This is a genomic window from Aeromicrobium sp. 636 (genome assembly GCF_024433585.1).
GTDB classification, from domain to species: Bacteria; Actinomycetota; Actinomycetes; order Propionibacteriales; family Nocardioidaceae; genus Aeromicrobium; species Aeromicrobium senzhongii.
This window is the reverse complement of sequence record NZ_WNJU01000004.1, coordinates 228666-246205: the sequence shown is the minus strand read 5'-3', so window position 1 is coordinate 246205 and position 17540 is coordinate 228666. Positions and strand designations below refer to the sequence as shown.

31 protein-coding genes are annotated in these 17540 nt (G+C 68.1%); 1 reads left to right on the top strand and 30 read right to left on the bottom strand.

Annotation, left to right across the window (positions count from 1 at the left end; genetic code table 11):
• Positions 1-29: 29 nt before the first annotated feature.
• From rpsD to GL325_RS14040, 9 genes are all read right to left on the bottom strand, one after another.
• The gene (gene rpsD, locus GL325_RS14080; RefSeq protein ID WP_154595828.1) at positions 30-638 is read right to left on the bottom strand and encodes a 30S ribosomal protein S4; all 609 of its coding nucleotides are present in this window, start codon (positions 636-638) and stop codon (positions 30-32) included.
• 31 nt (positions 639-669) lie between these two features.
• A complete protein-coding gene (gene rpsK, locus GL325_RS14075; RefSeq protein ID WP_078699099.1) occupies positions 670-1068 on the bottom strand; it encodes a 30S ribosomal protein S11 in 399 nt (132 codons plus the stop codon).
• Between the two features lie 8 nt (positions 1069-1076).
• Positions 1077-1445, bottom strand: a complete 369-nt coding sequence (gene rpsM / locus GL325_RS14070) for a 30S ribosomal protein S13 (protein WP_187769923.1) — start codon at positions 1443-1445, stop codon at positions 1077-1079.
• A gap of 173 nt (positions 1446-1618) precedes the next feature.
• Complete coding sequence (gene rpmJ / locus GL325_RS14065; protein ID WP_008361054.1) at positions 1619-1732, bottom strand: 50S ribosomal protein L36; 114 nt, start codon at positions 1730-1732, stop codon at positions 1619-1621.
• Positions 1733-1781: 49 nt separating this feature from the next.
• On the bottom strand, positions 1782-2003 hold the full coding sequence (infA, locus tag GL325_RS14060) for a translation initiation factor IF-1 (protein WP_007078610.1): 222 nt from the start codon (positions 2001-2003) through the stop codon (positions 1782-1784).
• Between the two features lie 161 nt (positions 2004-2164).
• A complete protein-coding gene (locus tag GL325_RS14055; RefSeq protein ID WP_187769922.1) occupies positions 2165-2530 on the bottom strand; it encodes a DUF1330 domain-containing protein in 366 nt (121 codons plus the stop codon).
• Between the two features lie 18 nt (positions 2531-2548).
• On the bottom strand, positions 2549-3856 hold the full coding sequence (locus GL325_RS14050; protein WP_187769921.1) for a M20/M25/M40 family metallo-hydrolase: 1308 nt from the start codon (positions 3854-3856) through the stop codon (positions 2549-2551).
• The gene (locus GL325_RS14045) at positions 3853-5292 is read right to left on the bottom strand and encodes an MFS transporter (RefSeq protein WP_187769920.1); all 1440 of its coding nucleotides are present in this window, start codon (positions 5290-5292) and stop codon (positions 3853-3855) included. The genes GL325_RS14050 and GL325_RS14045 overlap by 4 nt, the downstream gene beginning before the upstream one ends.
• Before the next feature lie 9 nt (positions 5293-5301).
• Positions 5302-5799: an Lrp/AsnC family transcriptional regulator gene (locus GL325_RS14040; RefSeq protein ID WP_187769919.1), complete on the bottom strand. Its 498-nt coding sequence runs from the start codon at positions 5797-5799 to the stop codon at positions 5302-5304.
• A gap of 123 nt (positions 5800-5922) precedes the next feature.
• Between GL325_RS14040 and ddaH the strand changes: the two genes are divergently transcribed.
• Positions 5923-6780: a dimethylargininase gene (gene ddaH, locus GL325_RS14035; RefSeq protein WP_187769918.1), complete on the top strand. Its 858-nt coding sequence runs from the start codon at positions 5923-5925 to the stop codon at positions 6778-6780.
• A 6-nt stretch (positions 6781-6786) separates the two neighbouring features.
• Here the strand turns inward: ddaH and GL325_RS14030 are convergent, their stop codons facing one another.
• From GL325_RS14030 to rplB, 21 genes are all read right to left on the bottom strand, one after another.
• Positions 6787-7197 (bottom strand): hypothetical protein, encoded by a 411-nt coding sequence (locus tag GL325_RS14030; protein WP_187769917.1) that lies wholly within the window; start codon positions 7195-7197, stop codon positions 6787-6789.
• 96 nt (positions 7198-7293) lie between these two features.
• Positions 7294-8109: a type I methionyl aminopeptidase gene (gene map / locus GL325_RS14025; protein WP_187769916.1), complete on the bottom strand. Its 816-nt coding sequence runs from the start codon at positions 8107-8109 to the stop codon at positions 7294-7296.
• A 19-nt stretch (positions 8110-8128) separates the two neighbouring features.
• A complete protein-coding gene (locus tag GL325_RS14020) occupies positions 8129-8695 on the bottom strand; it encodes an adenylate kinase (RefSeq protein ID WP_255956224.1) in 567 nt (188 codons plus the stop codon).
• Positions 8692-9996: a preprotein translocase subunit SecY gene (gene secY / locus GL325_RS14015; RefSeq protein ID WP_187411725.1), complete on the bottom strand. Its 1305-nt coding sequence runs from the start codon at positions 9994-9996 to the stop codon at positions 8692-8694. The genes GL325_RS14020 and secY overlap by 4 nt, the downstream gene beginning before the upstream one ends.
• Before the next feature lie 118 nt (positions 9997-10114).
• Positions 10115-10555 carry a 50S ribosomal protein L15 gene (rplO, locus tag GL325_RS14010; RefSeq protein WP_154595836.1) on the bottom strand — a complete coding sequence of 147 codons (441 nt, stop codon included), beginning with the start codon at positions 10553-10555 and terminating at the stop codon, positions 10115-10117.
• Between the two features lie 2 nt (positions 10556-10557).
• Positions 10558-10740: a 50S ribosomal protein L30 gene (gene rpmD, locus GL325_RS14005; RefSeq protein WP_146825764.1), complete on the bottom strand. Its 183-nt coding sequence runs from the start codon at positions 10738-10740 to the stop codon at positions 10558-10560.
• On the bottom strand, positions 10740-11333 hold the full coding sequence (rpsE, locus tag GL325_RS14000; RefSeq protein ID WP_154595837.1) for a 30S ribosomal protein S5: 594 nt from the start codon (positions 11331-11333) through the stop codon (positions 10740-10742). Before rpsE ends, rpmD begins: the two co-directional genes overlap by 1 nt.
• A 31-nt stretch (positions 11334-11364) precedes the next feature.
• Positions 11365-11748 (bottom strand): 50S ribosomal protein L18, encoded by a 384-nt coding sequence (gene rplR / locus GL325_RS13995; RefSeq protein WP_154595838.1) that lies wholly within the window; start codon positions 11746-11748, stop codon positions 11365-11367.
• Between the two features lie 3 nt (positions 11749-11751).
• Positions 11752-12294 (bottom strand): 50S ribosomal protein L6, encoded by a 543-nt coding sequence (gene rplF / locus GL325_RS13990; RefSeq protein ID WP_154595839.1) that lies wholly within the window; start codon positions 12292-12294, stop codon positions 11752-11754.
• 16 nt (positions 12295-12310) lie between these two features.
• Positions 12311-12718, bottom strand: coding sequence for a 30S ribosomal protein S8 (gene rpsH, locus GL325_RS13985; protein ID WP_154595840.1), 408 nt, complete (start codon positions 12716-12718; stop codon positions 12311-12313).
• A 97-nt stretch (positions 12719-12815) separates the two neighbouring features.
• Positions 12816-13001: a type Z 30S ribosomal protein S14 gene (locus tag GL325_RS13980; RefSeq protein ID WP_154595841.1), complete on the bottom strand. Its 186-nt coding sequence runs from the start codon at positions 12999-13001 to the stop codon at positions 12816-12818.
• Between the two features lies 1 nt (position 13002).
• Positions 13003-13560, bottom strand: a complete 558-nt coding sequence (rplE, locus tag GL325_RS13975) for a 50S ribosomal protein L5 (RefSeq protein ID WP_154595842.1) — start codon at positions 13558-13560, stop codon at positions 13003-13005.
• A gap of 1 nt (position 13561) precedes the next feature.
• On the bottom strand, positions 13562-13873 hold the full coding sequence (rplX, locus tag GL325_RS13970; RefSeq protein WP_154595843.1) for a 50S ribosomal protein L24: 312 nt from the start codon (positions 13871-13873) through the stop codon (positions 13562-13564).
• Between the two features lies 1 nt (position 13874).
• On the bottom strand, positions 13875-14243 hold the full coding sequence (rplN, locus tag GL325_RS13965) for a 50S ribosomal protein L14 (protein ID WP_019143636.1): 369 nt from the start codon (positions 14241-14243) through the stop codon (positions 13875-13877).
• Positions 14244-14250: 7 nt separating this feature from the next.
• A complete protein-coding gene (gene rpsQ / locus GL325_RS13960) occupies positions 14251-14532 on the bottom strand; it encodes a 30S ribosomal protein S17 (protein WP_154595844.1) in 282 nt (93 codons plus the stop codon).
• Entirely contained in the window at positions 14529-14762 is a 234-nt protein-coding gene (gene rpmC / locus GL325_RS13955) for a 50S ribosomal protein L29 (RefSeq protein WP_154595845.1), read from the bottom strand. The genes rpsQ and rpmC overlap by 4 nt, the downstream gene beginning before the upstream one ends.
• Positions 14762-15181 carry a 50S ribosomal protein L16 gene (gene rplP, locus GL325_RS13950; protein ID WP_154595846.1) on the bottom strand — a complete coding sequence of 140 codons (420 nt, stop codon included), beginning with the start codon at positions 15179-15181 and terminating at the stop codon, positions 14762-14764. Before rplP ends, rpmC begins: the two co-directional genes overlap by 1 nt.
• Complete coding sequence (gene rpsC / locus GL325_RS13945) at positions 15181-15987, bottom strand: 30S ribosomal protein S3 (RefSeq protein ID WP_154595847.1); 807 nt, start codon at positions 15985-15987, stop codon at positions 15181-15183. Before rpsC ends, rplP begins: the two co-directional genes overlap by 1 nt.
• Before the next feature lies 1 nt (position 15988).
• Positions 15989-16405 carry a 50S ribosomal protein L22 gene (gene rplV, locus GL325_RS13940; RefSeq protein WP_154595848.1) on the bottom strand — a complete coding sequence of 139 codons (417 nt, stop codon included), beginning with the start codon at positions 16403-16405 and terminating at the stop codon, positions 15989-15991.
• Positions 16402-16683 (bottom strand): 30S ribosomal protein S19, encoded by a 282-nt coding sequence (gene rpsS, locus GL325_RS13935; protein ID WP_078699126.1) that lies wholly within the window; start codon positions 16681-16683, stop codon positions 16402-16404. The genes rplV and rpsS overlap by 4 nt, the downstream gene beginning before the upstream one ends.
• Before the next feature lie 20 nt (positions 16684-16703).
• The gene (gene rplB / locus GL325_RS13930) at positions 16704-17531 is read right to left on the bottom strand and encodes a 50S ribosomal protein L2 (RefSeq protein ID WP_154595849.1); all 828 of its coding nucleotides are present in this window, start codon (positions 17529-17531) and stop codon (positions 16704-16706) included.
• Positions 17532-17540: the final 9 nt, after the last annotated feature.

Below are 17540 nucleotides of genomic sequence, written 5' to 3'. Positions count from 1 at the left end.
GGGCCGGGTTGGTGGAGGTTGGTGAAGGATCAGATCTTCGAGTAGAACTCGACGATGAGCTGTTCCTGGATCGGAACCACGATCTGCTCGCGCACGGGCTTGTTGTGCACGAGGATGCGGCCACGATCGGGCGACACGTCGAGCCAGCCGGGCACCGTGTCGGCGTCGTGGGTCTCACGAGCGACGATGAACGGCGTCGTGTCCAGGCTCTTGGTCTTGACGTCGATGATGTCGTGCTTGCTGACCTGGAACGACGGGATGTTCGTCTTCACGCCGTTGACCAGGAAGTGACCGTGGGTCACCAGCTGGCGGGCGTGACGACGCGTGCGGGCCAGGCCGGCACGGTAGACGACGTTGTCGAGGCGGCTCTCGAGCAGGATCAACAGGTTGTCACCGGTCTTGCCGGGACGACGCGAGGCGAGCTCGTAGTACTTGCGGAACTGCTTCTCGAGGACGCCGTAGGTGTAACGCGCCTTCTGCTTCTCCTGCAGCTGGGTGCGGTACTCCGACTCCTTGACGCGGGTGCGGCCATGCTGGCCGGGCGCGTACGGACGGCGCTCGAAGGCCTTGTCCCCACCAACGAGGTCGACGCCGTAACGGCGCGACTTCTTGGTGAGAGGTCCGGTGTAACGGGCCATGGGTGATTACTCCTTGAAGAAAGTCGACGCGTCAGAGACGACGGTGCTTGGGCGGACGGCAGCCGTTGTGGGGGCTGGGGGTCACATCAGAGATGGTGCCGACCTCGAGGCCGACGCCGCTGAGCGACCGGATCGCCGTCTCTCGTCCCGAGCCGGGGCCCTTGACGAAGACGTCGACCTTCTTCATGCCGTGGTCCATCGCCTGACGTCCGGCGGCCTCGGCGGCCATGCCGGCGGCGTACGGAGTCGACTTGCGCGAGCCCTTGAAGCCGACGGTTCCGCCGGAGGCCCACGCGATCACCGCACCGCTGGGGTCGGTGATCGTCACGTGCGTGTTGTTGAACGTGCTCTTGATGTGGGCTTCGCCCTGAACGACGTTCTTCTTCTCCTTGCGGCGCACCTTCTTGGCGCCGGAGTTCTTCGGGGGCATCGGCTACCTCACTTCTTCTTTCCGGCGACGGTGCGCTTGGGGCCCTTGCGGGTGCGCGCGTTGGTCTTGGTGCGCTGGCCGCGAACGGGCAGGTGCGCACGGTGACGGCGGCCCTGGTACGAGCCGATCTCCATCTTGCGGCGGATGTCCGCGGTGACCTCGCGGCGCAGGTCACCCTCGACCTGGAAGTTCGCCTCGATGTAGTCACGGAGCGCGACGAGCTGGTCGTCGGTCAACTCGTGAACACGGGTGTTGGGGTCGATGCCGGTGGCGGCGAGGGCCTCGACCGCACGAGTGCGGCCGATCCCGAAAATGTACGTGAGTCCGATCACCACGCGCTTTTCGCGCGGCAGATCCACTCCGACGAGGCGTGCCATGTGCTGGCAGTTCCTTTCGGTTCGGCAGAGGTGTCGTCACCTGGGGCATCCCGATCGCCTCGATCGGGCTCCGGCCTCTGCGCCGGAGGTGACACCCGGACTCCGTCGTGGACGGGGCCCGGATGAGCCATCAGATGTTCAGGGTGCTGCGTTGAAGAAGAGGGTTTTCTGATTCAGCCCTGGCGCTGCTTGTGGCGCGGGTTCTCACAGATCACCATGACGCGGCCGTGGCGACGGATCACCTTGCACTTGTCACAGATCTTCTTCACGCTCGGGTTGACCTTCATCGAGAAGCTCTCTCTTCGGTACGAACTGAACGTGGGGGATGTGTAGTTGTCACTTGTAGCGGTAGACGATGCGACCGCGGCTGAGGTCGTAGGGCGAGAGTTCCACCACGACACGGTCCTCGGGGAGGATCCGGATGTAGTGCTGGCGCATCTTGCCGCTGATGTGTGCCAGGACCTTGTGGCCGTTGGCCAGCTCGACCCGGAACATCGCGTTGGGCAGGGCCTCGACGACCGCGCCCTCCATCTCGATGACGCCTTCTTTTTTCGCCATACACCTCAACTTCTTCGTATCGACTGTTCGACCAGGCACGCGCACGTGTCCCCACCCGTTCCCGGGTTTGCCATTGGGCATGGGGATACGGCCCGACTAGGCCGACACACAAGTCTACGTCGAAGGGGGCCCCGGACTCAAATCGGGCCCCGGAAGCGGGTTCAGACACCCCAGGTGGTGCCGGCCTGCAGGACCGCAGCGTCGAGCGCCTGCGACCGCAGACCGGTGATCTGCTGGTACTCGGGATCGGCCACCATCTGGCTGAACGCCTCGCGCGAGGGGTAGCGGACCAGCAGCACGGCGTCCCACGGCCAGTCCTGCGGGGCGACCAGCGCGGTGGACAGGTTGCCCGCGTGGACGACCTCGCCGCCGACCTTGGCCAGGAACGGACCGACCCGCTCGCTGTACTCGCGGTAGGACGCGATGCCGTCCTCGCGGAACTGCAGCAGGTTCAGCATCACGACGGGACCACCGGGGTCCTCGGCCAGGAATCGCTTGAGGTCCGTACCGGTGGGATCGACTGCCATGGGCCGACTCTAGGTCCTTCAGCCCAGCCCTGTGATGAGTGCGCGATGGAAGGCGCTGCCGCGCTCGAGCGTCTCGATCGCGACCTTCTCGTTCGGGGCGTGGATCGAGTCGCGCTGCGCCCGAGTCATGTGCAGCGGGGCGAAGCGGTAGACCGAGTCGCTGATCCGGGTGAAGTGCCGCGAGTCGGTGCCTCCGGTCTGCACGTACGGCACGACATGGATGTCCGGGCCCAGCACCGCGATGGCATCGCCCAGGGCCCGCCACGCGTCGTTGTCGGTCCGCGACACCGGGGGCGGATCGTCGCCGTCGACGCGCTCGACCTCGACGTCGAGACCTCGGAGCAGCCGCTCCAGGCGCGTCACCAGCTGCTGCTTCGTGTCGCCGATCGCGAGCCGCACGTTGACGTTCGCGCGCGCCTCGGTGGCCAGGACGTTGCGGGCGGGACTGCCGCTCAGCTGGGTCACCGCCATCGTGGTGCGCACGATCGCGCCGGTCTCCTTGCCCAGCCGGGCGAGCAGCTCGGCCACCGGGCGGTTGGCCCGACGTGCGCGGCGCAGCACGGCGCCGGCCGGGCGCGGCACGAGCTCGGCCAGGGCGTCCAGCATCTGCAGGACGGGATCGGACAGGTGCGGGGTCGCGGGATGTCGCTCGAGCCGCACGACGGCGCGGGCGAGCCGGGCGGTGGCGCCGTGGCGGGACGGCGTGGACGCGTGCCCTCCCCCGCCGCGCGCCAGCAGGCCCACGTCGACGCTGCCCTTCTCGACGATCGCGACCATCGCGGTGAGGGCGGAGACGCCGGGCAGGGCGTCGTCGACGACCGCGCCGCCCTCGTCCGAGACGAGCCACGGCCGGACGCCGGCGGACTCGAGGTGGTCCACCACGTCGGACGCACCGCGACCGAAGACCTCCTCGTCGGCGCCGAACGACAGGTACACGTCGCGGGCGGGCTCGAACCCCTCCGCCAGCAGGGACTCGACGGCCTCGGCGATGCAGACCAGCGGGCCCTTGTCATCGAGCGCGCCGCGGCCGTGGACGAACCCGTCCTCGAGGGCTCCGGAGAAGGGGTCGCGATCCCACTGCTCGGCCGGCGCGGGGACGACGTCGTAGTGCGCCATGAGCACCAGCGGATCGGCCGACGTGCGACCCGGCCACCGGAACAGCAGGGTGCCGCCCTCGAACTCGGTCAGCTCCAGTGACCCGTGCAGCCGCGGGTAGAGCCGCGCGAAGGTCTCGCGGAAGGCGACGAACTGCGCCTCGTCGCGCTCGTCGGGCGCAGAGACGGTGCGGCAGGCGATCAGCTCGGCCAGTCGCTCGGCTGCGGTCATCGTTCCAGCTCCTCTTCTCGTGCCACCGGATCGGCGAAGGCCAGCCGAGGGACGAACCTGAGCCCGATCGCCGCCACGAACGCCGTGGCCGAGCAGACGATCCAGACCGTGTAGTACCCCGAGAGCGAGGCGGCCGTCGCGTGCGTCGCCCCGGCGGCCAGGGCGACCCCGAAGATGCACGAGGCGAAGGAGCCGCCGATGGTCTTGGTCGTGTTCGTCAGACCCGTGGCCACGGCCGTCCGACCCTCGGGTGCGGCCGCTGCGGCGGCCGCGGGCAGGGCCGCGACGAGCGCACCCGAGCCCAGCCCGGCGACGACCATGCAGGCGGCCATCTGCAGCACCGACCCGTGCAGGGCCAGCAGGGCCGCGTACCCGACCCCCACCAGCGTGGCGGCACCGATGAGGCACGCCCGAGGACTCGACCGCTGACTGATCCGGGCGAACAGCAGGGCGCCCACGAGCATCGAGAACACGTAGCCGCCGATGATCGGGGCCACGGACGTGGAGTCCAGACCGAGGCCGTAGCCGTGGACCTCCGGATCGGTCTGCGCGAAGGTCGACAACGGGATCTGCGCCCCGAGGACACTGACCCCGAACATCAGGGCCGTGAACTGGACGGGCCACATCGCGGGCTGTCGCATGACCCGCAGATCGATGATCGGGTCCGGCGTCCGCAGCTCGTGGCGGCAGAAGGGGACCAGGGCGAGCGCTCCGAGCACGATCGCCGCCCACGGCCACGGCGAGCCGGCACCCCACACCCGCACGAGCGACAGACCTCCCGTCACCAGCAGCAGGCTCGCGCTGATCCAGGCCAGCCCCGGCCCGTCGAGGCTGCCGGGCTGGACCTCGTGTCCGCCCGGGACGAACCCGATGATCACCACCACCACGGCGACGGTCAGCACCGCCGGCACGGCCAGGACCATCCACAGTGAGTCGAACACCGCCGACGTGGCGCCCGCCGAGAGAGCGCCCGCGATGGCACCGGCCTGCAACGCCGCGACGATGACGCCCGTCGCGCGACGTGTCGCGGCGGCGCGCATCGGCCGGCCGATGCTGCGCCGGTAGATCAGGGCGACCTCGAGCGGCAGCCAGACCGTGAACACGCCCTGCAGGGCCCAGAAGACCAGGTACGTCTCGAAGCTCGAGGACACGGCGATCCCCCACGTCGCCACTGCGGTCAGCCCGGCCGACCAGGCCAGGACCCGCTGGTGCCCGATCAGGTCGCCCAGCTTGGACAGCGGCGGCACGCACAGCGCCGACAACAGCAGTTGCGCCGCCTCGAACCAGTTCACGTCCGCGTCGTTGATGTCGAGGTGCCGGGCGATGTCGGTGGCCAACGGCGTGTAGTAGCCCTGCAGGAACCCGCTGACGAACTCGACGAAGACGAGGGCGCCGACGAGTCCGGCACCGACCGAGGCGGTCCGCGATCGAGTCATGCGGTCACGCTAGCGTCGCGCCGGGTCCGCCGGTCGCTCTTCCCGACGCTCCTGCCCGGCCACGCTGCGTCGGTCGTGCACGAGCCGCGACAGGACGATGGACGTCTCGGTCTGGCTGACGTTGGCCGCCCCCGCCCGGATGCTCTCCAGGGCCTGCTCCAGGTCGCGGACGTCCTCCGCGACGAGGTGCAGCATCGCGTCGGCCGCTCCGGACACGGTCGCCGCGGCGTGGACCTGCGGGACCTGCAGGAAGGCCTCGCGCAGGACGGCGGGCGAGATCGTGCCCTGGCAGTGGACCTCGACGTACGCCTCGGTCGTCCAGCCGCGATGGTGCGGGTCCACGACGACCGTGAAGCCACTGATGACACCGGTCTCGACGAGGCGGTCGACGCGGCGCTTCACGGCCGGTGCTGAGAGTCCCACGCGAGAGCCCAGCGCGGCGAAGCTCGCGCGGCCGTCCTCGGTGAGTGCCTCCAGCAGGTCACGATCGATCTGGTCCAGGCTCATGCCCGCAACGTACCAAAGGTCTGGGCGCGGAATGCGCAACGAATCGTCGGCCAGAGGCAGGAAAGATCGATGGTTCGATCGTCCGGCGCTCCTTAGGATCGAGGAATCGACCGAGGGAGTCCCATGACCCAGATCCTGACGACGCCACGGGCCGTCGCGCCCCGCGCGGCGCGCACCCGGCACTACGTGATGTGCCCGCCCACGCAGTTCGACGTCGTCTACGCGATCAACCCGTGGATGGATCCCACGGTGGCCGTCGACTCCGTGGCGGCTCGGCTCCAGTGGCAGGAGCTCCACGACACCTACCTGGGGCTGGGTCACCGCGTCGACCTGCTCGACCCGGTTCCGGGCCTGCCGGACATGGTGTTCGCGGCCAACGGCGCCGTCTCGATCGGCACGCGCACCTACGGCGCGGCCTTCGCGTTCCCGCAGCGCCAGGCCGAGGCGCACGCCCACGTCGACTTCCTGCGCGGCACCGGGCGCGAGGTCAGCCGGCCGGCCCACGTCAACGAGGGCGAGGGCGACTTCCTCGTCCTGGCCGACGTCGTCCTGGCCGGGACCGGGTTCCGCACCAGCCGGGACGCCCACGCGGAGGCGGCGGCCGCACTGGGCCGTCCCGTCGTGTCCCTGGACCTGGTCGACCCGCGTTTCTACCACCTCGACGTCGCCCTGGCCGTCCTCGACGACGGTGGCGGAGAGGCACCCGCGGACATCGCGTGGTTCCCAGGCGCGTTCAGCCGACGGAGCCGGCGGACCCTACGCCGCCTCTTCCCCGGGTCCTGGGAGTGCTCCGAGGCCGACGCACTGGCCTTCGGACTGAATCTGGTCAGCGACGGCTGGAACGTGGTGCTCCCCCGCGAGGCCACCGATCTCGCGACCGCCCTGGTCCCCCGCGGCTATCGCCCGGTGCCGGTCGCGCTGACGGAGTTCGTCAAGGGCGGCGGCAGCGTCAAGTGCTGCACCGCCGAGCTGCACCGCTGAGCGGACTCAGACCCCGTCACCGGCGTCGGCGTTGACGACCCGCCACGAACCGTCGACGTGCTCGAGGCTCCAGACGTCCTCGGGATCCTTCGGCCAGTCGACCGTCACCGTCGCACTGGTCTCGACGACCTCGGTCGTCATGGCCACCGCCCGGAGGTCGGCGCCTCCGGCGGACCAGCGGCCCTCCTGCTCATGGACGTCCCCGCACTCGACCTGCTCGGGCAGGAGCACGGTCTGCTTGACCGCGTCGCAGTCGCCGGCGTCGGCCGCCACGAGATAGTCCCGGAGCGTCGCCTCGGCAGCAGCCCTCGACGGACTCGGGGTGGTCGCCGGCCGGTCGGGGTCGTCGCCGCGATCGGCGCAACCGGCCAGCAGCACGGCGCCGAGCACGACCGGGGCCAACCACGAGATGCGCATGCGCCCAGTCTCTCCCACACCCGAGATGTGCTCCCAATTCCACCTTTCAATCAATCTGAAAGGTGGAATTCGGAGCACATCTCGCCCGCGGGGAGGTCAGGCGGGGTCGGCGCACGGGACGCCCAGCTCGGCGAGGCGGGCGGCGCCGCCGTCGAGCGCGGTGAGCACCCAGACACCCTCGGTCGTGACGGTGATGGAGTGCTCGTGGTGCGCCGCCCAGGTGCCGTCGGTGGTGACGGCGGTCCAGTCGTCCTCGAGGATCTCGGCGCGCGAGGTGCCCAGCGTGATCATCGGCTCGATGGCCAGCGCCATGCCCAGCGCGATCTTGGGGCCCTTGCCGCGACGCCCGGCGTTCGGGACGTCCGGCGCCTGATGCATCTCGGAGCCGATGCCGTGCCCCGTGAAGCCCTCGGTGATGCCGTAGCGGCCCTGGCTGCGGACGTAGGACTGGATCGCGTGGGAGATGTCGCCGACGCGCCCACCGATGCGCGCGGCGGCGATGCCCCGCCACAGGGACTCCTCGGTGACGCGATTGAGCTCGGCCACCTCGGGTGCGACCTCGCCGACCGGGACGGTGATCGCGGCGTCGCCGTGCCAGCCGTCGACGACCGCGCCGAAGTCGATCGAGATGAGATCGCCCTCGGCCAGCACCCGGTCGCCCGGGATGCCGTGGACGATCTCGTCGTTCACCGAGGCGCAGATGACCCCGGTGAACCCGTGGTAGCCCAGGAAGTTCGAGGTCGCGCCCTCGGCGGCGAGACGCTCGCGCGCCAGGGCGTCGAGGTCCGCCGTCGAAACGCCCGGGGCCACGGCGGCCCGCAGCACCTCGAGGGTGCGGCCGACCACCAGACCCGCCTGGCGCATCGTGGCGAGCTGCTCGGGGGTCTTCAGCTCGATGGACTCGCCGAACACGGGGACTCCTCGGACCGGATCAGGACGGCAGAGCGTCGGCGATGCGGCGACCGACCTCTTCGGGGGTGCCCATGCCGTCGACCTCGATCAGCAGACCGCGGTCGCGGTACACCGCGAGCAACGGCTCGGTCTCGGCACGGTAGACGTCCTGGCGGTGCCGGATGACGTCCTCGGTGTCGTCGGAGCGACCGCTGCTCTTGGCCCGCTCGAGCAGACGCGCGATCAGCTCGTCCTCGACCACGGTCAGTGCGATGACGCCGTCGAGCTTGGAGTCCAGCGCGCCGAGGATCTCGTCGAGCTTGGCGACCTGGTCCAGCGTGCGCGGGTAGCCGTCGAGCAGGAACGACTCGCGAGCGTCGTCCTGGGCGAGCCGGTCGGCGACCATCGCGTTGGTCACCTCGTCCGGCACGTACTCGCCGGCGTCCATGTACCGCTGCGCGGTCTGACCGAGCTCGGTCTGCTGCGCCACATTGGCGCGGAAGATGTCGCCGGTCGAGATGTGAGCACCGCCGATGCGCTCGGCGAGCGCCACCGCCTGCGTGCCCTTGCCCGCCCCGGGCGGACCCATGATGAGGAGTCGCGTCACTTCAGGAACCCTTCGTAGTTGCGCTGCTGCAACTGGCTTTCAATCTGCTTCACGGTGTCCAGACCGACGCCGACGATGATCAGGATCGTCGTGCCGCCGAACGGGAAGTTCTGGTTGGCGCCCACCAGCGAGATCGCCAGCATGGGGATGAGCGCGATCAGGCCCAGGTACAGGGCACCGGGAGCCGTGATGCGCGAGAGGACGTACGCCAGGTAGTCCTGGGTGGGCTTGCCGGCGCGGATGCCCGGGATGAAGCCGCCGTACTTCTTCATGTTGTCGGCGACCTCCTCGGGGTTGAAGGTGATCGACACGTAGAAGTACGTGAAGAACACGATCAGCAGGAAGAACATCGCCATGTAGAGCGGGTGCTCGCCGGTGACGAGGTGATCCTGGATCCACGTGGAGGCCGGGGAGCCCTGGTTGAAGTTGACCCACAGGACCGGCAGGTACATCAGGCTGGAGGCGAAGATGACCGGGATGATGCCGGCCTGGTTCACCTTGAGCGGGATGTAGGTCGACGAGCCGCCGAACATCCGGCGACCGACCATGCGCTTGGCGTACTGCACCGGGATCCGGCGCTGGGCCTGCTCGATGAAGATGACCAGGGCGACGACGGCCAGGCCGACGGCGATCACGATGGCGAAGGTGGTCCAGCCCTGGCCCTGGCGGATGTTCCACATCGCACCGGGGAAGGTCGCGACGACCTGGGTGAAGATCAGGACGGACATGCCGTTGCCGACACCGCGATCGGTGATGAGCTCGCCGAACCACATGATCACGGTCGTGCCGGCGACCATCGTCAGGACGATGAGCAGATACGACGCCAGACTGTCGGGGCGGTAGAGCAGCGGCAGGTTGCAGGCGCCCTGGAACAGGTCGCCACTGCGGGCCAGCGCCACGATGCCGGCAGCCTGCAGGATCGCCAGGCCGACCGTCAGGTAGCGGGTGTACTGCGTGATCTTCGCCTGACCGGACTGGCCCTCCTTCTTGAGGGCCTCCAGCCGCGGGATCACGACGACGAGCAGCTGCAGGATGATGCTCGCGGTGATGTAGGGCATGATGCCCAGCGCGAACACGGTCAACTGCAGCAGGGCGCCGCCGGAGAAGACGTTGATGAGGGCGAACAGGCCGGCGTTCTCGCCGCCGGCGGCCTGGTCGACGCACTGACGCACGTTGGCCACGTTCACGCCCGGAGCGGGCAGCATGGAGCCGAGCCGGAAGAGCACGACGATCCCCAGCACGAAGAGGATCTTGCGACGCAGTTCAGGTGTCCTGAACGCGTTCACGAAGACTTTGAGCACGGACTTCCTCCCGCTTCACGGCTTGACGCCGTCTGACTGTAACAGTGAGCGAAACGGGCGGGCTCTCCCCATGGGGAGAACCCGCCCGACGTTCGCTTCCGACTACCGAACTACCGCGTCAGGACGCGGTGACCGAGCCGCCGGCGGCCTCGATCTTGGACTTGGCCGAGGCCGACACCTTGTCGACGGTCACCTGGACCGCGACGTCGATGTCGCCCCCGCCGAGCACCTTGACGGGCTTGCCCTTGCGGACGGCGCCCTTCTCGATGAGGGACGGCACGTCGACGGCACCGCCGTCGGCGAAGAGCTCGCCGATCCGGCCCACGTTGACGACCTGGTACTCGACCCGGAACGGGTTGGTGAAGCCCTTGAGCTTCGGCAGGCGCATGTGGAGCGGGACCTGGCCACCCTCGAAGCTGGCCGACACCTGGTAACGGGCCTTGGTGCCCTTGGTGCCACGACCAGCGGTCTTGCCCTTGGAGCCCTCACCACGACCCACGCGGGTCTTGGCCTTCTTGGCACCCGGGGCCGGGCGCAGGTGATGCAGCTTGATCGCCATGATCAGTCCACCTCCTTCACGGAGAGAAGGTGCGGGATGGTGTTGACCATGCCGCGGATTTCGGGACGGTCCTCGACGACCTTGACGTCGCCGATGCGCTTGAGCCCGAGCGAACGCAGCGTGTTGCGCTGGTTCGACTCACGGCCGATCGCGGACCGGATCTGGGTCACTTCGATCTTGCCCATCAGACGGTCGCCTCCGTTTCTCCGTACTTGACCTTGCCGGCCCGGATGAGGGCAGCAGGAGCAACTTCCTCGACGGTCAGGCCGCGGCGCTGAGCCACGTCCTCGGGCGACTCCAGCAGACGCAGAGCCTCGACCGTCGCATGGACGATGTTGATCGCGTTGGAGGAACCGAGCGACTTGCTCAGGACGTCGTGGATGCCAGCGGCCTCCAGCACGGCGCGGACCGGGCCACCGGCGATGACGCCGGTACCGGGGGACGCGGGGCGCAGGAAGACGACACCGGCGGCCTTCTCACCCTGCACGGGGTGCGGGATGGTGCCCTGGATGCGCGGGACGCGGAAGAAGGACTTCTTCGCCTCCTCGACACCCTTGGCGATGGCCGTCGGGACTTCCTTGGCCTTGCCGTAGCCGATACCGACCTGGCCGTCGCCGTCACCGACGATCACCAGCGCGGTGAAGCTGAAGCGCCGGCCGCCCTTGACGACCTTGGCCACACGGTTGATCGTGACGACCTTCTCGATGTAATTGGACTTGTCGGCGTTGCGGTCGCCGCGGCCTCCGCGACGCTCGCCACCCTGTCGGCGCGTGCTCATGCGGCACTCCCCTTGTTCGTCGTGATGGTCATCAGAAATCCAGCCCGTTCTCGCGGGCGCCGTCGGCCAGCGCGGCGACGCGACCGGCGTACTTGTTGCCGGCGCGGTCGAAGACCACCGCGTCGATGCCGGCGGCCTTGGCGCGCTCGGCGAGCAGCTCGCCGACCTTCTTCGCCTTGGCCGTCTTGTCGCCGTCGAACGAGCGCAGGTCCGACTCCATGGTGGAAGCCGAGGCCAGCGTGTGGCCCTCCAGGTCGTTGACGACCTGGGCGACGATGTGCTTGCTCGAGCGGGTGACGACCAGACGAGGACGCTCGGCCGAACCCTGGATCTTCTTACGACCGCGGATCTGGCGACGCTGACGCGACGCGACCCGACCTGCGGTGTGCTTGGCGTGCTTGATCGAGATTGCCATGGCTTACTTACCAGCCTTTCCGGCCTTGCGCAGGATGCGCTCTCCCGCGTACCGAACGCCCTTGCCCTTGTACGGCTCCGGCTTGCGGATCTTGCGGATGTTGGCGGCGACCTCGCCCACGGCCTGCTTGTCGATGCCCGAGACGGTCAGCTTGGTCGGACCCTCGACGGTGAACGTGATGCCCTCGGGTGCCGTGAACGGCACCGGGTGGCTGAAGCCGAGGTTGAGCTCGATCTCCGACGGCCCCTTGGGGAGCACGCGGTAACCGACGCCCACGATCTCGAGCTTCTTCTCGTAGCCCTCGGTGACACCGATGACCATGTTGTTGACCAGCGTGCGCGACAGGCCGTGAAGGGCCTTGCTGCGACGCTCGTCGTTCGGACGCTCGACCGACAGGGCGCCGTCATCGTCCTTGCGAACGGTGATCGGCTCCGCGACAGTGTGCGAGAGCTGGCCCTTGGGGCCCTTGACGGTGACGGTCTGTCCGTCGATGTTGACCTCGACGCCGGAAGGTACGGCGACGGGGAGCTTGCCGATGCGCGACATGTTCAGTCTCCTCTCGTCACCAGACGTAGGCGAGGACTTCCCCACCCACTCCGTTGTTGTTGGCCTGACGGTCGGTCTGCAGACCCTGGCTCGTGGAGATGATCGCCACGCCCAGGCCGCCGAGGACCTTCGGAAGGTTGTTGGACTTGGCGTAGACACGCAGGCCCGGCTTGCTGATGCGGCGGATGCCGGCGATCGAGCGCTCGCGGTGCGGTCCGTACTTGAGCGTGATGGTCAGCGTCTTGCCGACCTCACCCTCGGGGGCGTCGGCCACGGCGTAATCGGTGATGTAGCCCTCCTGCTTCAGGATGGCGGCGACGCCCTCCTTGAGCTTGGAGTGCGGCATCGTCACGGCATCGTGGTACGCCTGGTTGCCGTTGCGGACACGCGTCAGCATGTCCGCGATCGGATCGGTCATCGTCATAACAGTGGTGTTCCGTTTCTCGCTGCGGTTTCCGTCTCGTGCTCGCCGGCCGGGGCCTGCGGGTGGGAGGGGACCTGCTGCGGTTGGGTGGTGGTGATTACCAGGAGCTCTTGGTCACGCCGGGCAGCTCGCCGCGGTGCGCCATCTCCCGCAGGCAGATACGGCACAGGCCGAACTTGCGGTAGACGGAGCGGGGACGGCCGCAGCGCTGGCAGCGCGTGTAGCCGCGAACGCCGAACTTCGGCGTGCGAGCCTGCTTGACCTTCAGACCGGTCTTCGCCATGTCAGTTCTCCTTGTACGGGAAGCCGAGCAGCTTGAGCAGCGCGCGGCCTTCGTCGTCGTTGGTGGCCGTCGTGACGACCGTGATGTCCATGCCCCGGCTGCGATCGATCTTGTCCTGATCGATCTCGTGGAACATGACCTGCTCGGTCAGACCGAACGTGTAGTTGCCACGGCCGTCGAACTGCTTGGGCGAGAGCCCACGGAAGTCGCGGATACGGGGCAGCGCGAGCGTCAGGAGACGGTCGAGGAACTCCCACATGCGGTCGCCACGCAGCGTGACGTGCGTGCCGATCGGCATGCCCTCACGCAGCTTGAACTGGGCGATCGACTTGCGGGCCCGGGTGACCTGGGGCTTCTGGCCGGTGATGGCCGTGAGGTCCTTGATGGCACCCTCGATGAGCTTGCCGTCGCGGGCCGCCTCACCGACGCCCATGTTGACGACGATCTTGGTCAGGCCGGGGACCTGCATGACGTTGTCGTAGTCGAACTGCTCGCGCAGCGCGGCGACGATCTCCTCGCGGTACTTCGCCTTGAGGCGGGGACCGGTGGTGGTGGCCATCTCAGATCTCCTTTCCGGTCTTGCGGCTGATACGGGTCTTCTTGCCGTCGATGACGCCAGAGCCGACCTTGGTGGTGGTCTTCTCACCGTCGGCGTCGACGACGAGCATGATGTTCGAGACGTGGATCGCAGCCTCGGCGGTGATGATGCCGCCCTCGGCTCCGGCCTGTCCGGCGCGCGTGTGCTTCTGCACCCGGTTGACGCCTTCCACGATCACGCGGTCGTTCTCCAGGACGGCGATGATCTTGCCCTCGACGCCCTTGTCCTTGCCGGCGATGACCTTGACCTGGTCACCCTTGCGAATTCGAGCCATCTCAGAGCACCTCCGGAGCGAGCGAGATGATGCGCATGAACTTCTTGTCGCGCAGCTCGCGGCCCACGGGGCCGAAGATGCGGGTTCCACGCGGGTCGCCGTCAGCCTTGAGGATCACGGCGGCGTTCTCGTCGAACTTGATGTACGAACCGTCGGGACGGCGGCGCTCCTTGACGGTGCGCACGATGACCGCCTTGACGACATCGCCCTTCTTGACGTTGCCTCCGGGGATCGCATCCTTGACGGTGGCGACGATCGTGTCGCCGATACCGGCGTAGCGACGACCGGAGCCACCGAGAACGCGGATGCAGAGGATCTCCTTGGCACCCGTGTTGTCGGCGACCTTGAGTCGCGACTCCTGCTGAATCATCTGTCTCTCACTTCGCCTTCTCGAGGATCTCGACGATGCGCCAACGCTTGGTGGCCGACAGCGGACGCGTCTCCGACAGGAGCACGCGGTCGCCGATGCCGGCCTCGTTGGCCTCGTCGTGAGCCTTCAGCTTGATGTTGCGGCGCAGGACCTTGCCGTACAGAGGGTGCTTGAAGCGCTCCTCGATGCTGACGACGACGGTCTTGTCCATCTTGTCGCTGACGACCAGACCCTCGCGGATCTTACGTGCGGCGCGCTCGTTGCTCACTTCGTTGTCCTTCGTGCTCATGCCTTCGCCCCCTCATTCGGCAGCGGCTCGATGATGCCGAGCTCGCGCTCACGGATGACCGTGTAGATGCGCGCGATGTCCTTGCGCACCGTGCGCAGACGCGCGGTGTTGTCGAGCTGACCGGTGGCGTTCTGGAAGCGCAGGTTGAACAGCTCCTCCTTGGCCTCCTTCAGCTTCGCGGCCAGGTCATCGGCGGTGAGGTCGCGGAGTTCTGCGGCGTTGCTTGCCATCACAGGTCTCCTGTCTCGCGGGTGATGAAGCGGGCCTTCATCGGCAGTTTGTGAATCGCGCGGCGCATCGCCTCACGGGCGACCTCCTCGGTGACGCCCGAGAGCTCGAACATCACGCGACCGGGCTTGACGTTGGCGACCCACCACTCGGGCGAGCCCTTACCGGAACCCATGCGGGTCTCGGCGGGCTTCTTGGTCAGCGGGCGGTCCGGGTAGATGTTGATCCAGACCTTGCCGCCACGCTTGATGTGACGGGTCATGGCGATACGAGCGGACTCGATCTGACGGTTGGTCACGTAGTGACCCTCGACGGCCTGGATGCCGAAGTCGCCGAAAGCGAGCTCCGTGCCTCCCTTGGCCATGCCACGCCGCTTGGGGTGGTGCTGCTTGCGGTACTTGACGCGACGGGGCATCAACATCAGGACTCAACTCCTTCGGTGGCCGCAGGAGCGGCCGCGGGAGCCGCCTCGGCGGCAGCCGGCGCGGCAGCGGGAGCGGCGTCACGAGCGGGGCGGCGGCCGCCACGCTCTCCACGACCGGGACGACGGCTGCCGGGAGCAGCAGCGCGACGGGCCGCTTCGGCCTCGCGCTCGGCCCGGGTACCGGCGACCTCGCCCTTGTAGATCCAGACCTTCACGCCGATGCGGCCGAAGGTCGTCTTGGCCTCGTAGAAGCCGTAGTCGACGTCGGCGCGCAGCGTGTGCAGCGGGACGCGACCCTCGCGGTAGAACTCCGAGCGGCTCATCTCGGCGCCGCCGAGACGACCCGAGCACTGGATCCGGATGCCCTTGGCACCGGAGCGCATCGTCGTCTGCATCGCCTTGCGCATGGCACGGCGGAACTGCACACGACCGGAGAGCTGCTCGGCCACGCCCTGCGCGACGAGCTGCGCGTCCATCTCGGGCTGCTTGACCTCGAGGATGTTCAGCTGGACCTGCTTGCCGGTCAGCTTCTCGAGGTCGCCGCGGATGCGGTCGGCCTCGGCGCCACGACGGCCGATCACGATGCCCGGACGAGCCGTGTGGATGTCCACACGGACCCGGTCGCGGGTGCGCTCGATCTCGACGCGGCTGATGCCGGCGCGGTCCATGCCCTTGGTCAGCAGGCGACGGATCTTGACGTCCTCACCGACGTAGCTGGAGTACAGCTTGTCGGCGTACCAACGGCTCTTGTGATCCGTGGAGATGCCCAGGCGGAAACCGTGCGGGTTGATCTTCTGACCCATGTCAGTTGCCACCCTTCTTCTCATCGGTTGCGGGTTCGACGACCACCGTCAGGTGGCTCGTGCGCTTGAGGATGCGGTTGGCCGCACCCTTGGCGCGGGGGCGCCAGCGCTTCATCGTCGGACCCTCGTCGACCATCACCGTGGTGATGACCAGGGTCGAACGATCCAGACCCTCGGTGGTCTCGGCGTTCGCGGCTGCCGAATCGACCAGCTTGTAGAAGTTCTCGGCCACAGCCTGCGGCTGGAACTTCAGCATGGTCAGGGCATCCTCGACGCGCGAGCCGCGGATCAGGTCGGCGACACGGCGGGACTTCTGCGCGGTGACACGCACGTAGCGCGCCACGGCGAAGGCTCCGGGACGGTCGCCGAGCAGGCGCGCGCGGCGCTCGCTCACGTTGTCGCGGGTAGTGGCACTCATCGGCGCTTCGCCTTCCGGTCGTCCTTCTCGTGGCCCTTGAACGTGCGGGTGGGAGCGAACTCCCCCAGCTTGTGGCCGACCATCGAGTCGGTGATGAACACGGGAACGTGCTTGCGGCCGTCGTGCACGGCGATCGTGTGTCCGATGAAGGACGGCAGGATCATCGAGCGGCGCGACCACGTCTTGATCACGTTGTGGGTCTCGGCTGCGTTCTGGGCGTCCACCTTCTTCTCAAGGTGGCCGTCAACGAAGGGACCCTTCTTCAAACTACGAGGCATCTTTTTCTCCAGGTCCTCTCTCAGCGGCCGCTCTTGCGACGGCGGACGATCATCTGGTCGCTGGCCTTGCGCTTACGCGTACGGCCCTCGGGCTTGCCCCACGGGCTGACCGGGTGACGGCCACCGGAGGTCTTGCCCTCACCGCCACCGTGCGGGTGGTCGATCGGGTTCATGGCGACACCACGGACGGACGGGCGCTTGCCCTTCCAACGGTTGCGGCCGGCCTTGCCCCAGTTGATGTTCGACTGCTCGGAGTTGCCCACCTCACCGATGGAGGCGCGGCAACGCACGTCGACGTAGCGCATCTCGCCGGAGGGCAGACGCAACTGCGCCTTCGAGCCCTCCTTGGCGACGAGCTGCACCTTGGCGCCGGCCGAGCGGCCCATCTTGGCGCCGCCGCCCGGACGCAGCTCGATCGCGTGGATCGTGGTGCCGACCGGGATGTTGCGCAGCGGCAGGTTGTTGCCGGGCTTGATGTCAGCACCGGCACCGGCCTCGACGGCCATGCCCTGCTTCAGGCCCTCGGGCGCGATGATGTAGCGCTTCTCGCCGTCGGCGTAGTGCAGCAGCGCGATACGGGCGGTGCGGTTGGGGTCGTACTCGATGTGAGCGACCTTGGCCGGCACGCCGTCCTTGTCGTAACGCTTGAAGTCGATCACGCGGTAGGCGCGCTTGTGGCCGCCACCCTGGTGACGGGTGGTGATCCGGCCCTGGTTGTTGCGGCCGCCCTTCTTGGGCAGCGGCTCGACCAGCGACTTCTCGGGCGTGGTGCGGGTGATCTCGGCGAAGTCCGCCACGCTCGAGCCGCGACGGCCCGGGGTGGTGGGCTTGTACTTGCGAATAGCCATGTCAGTCAG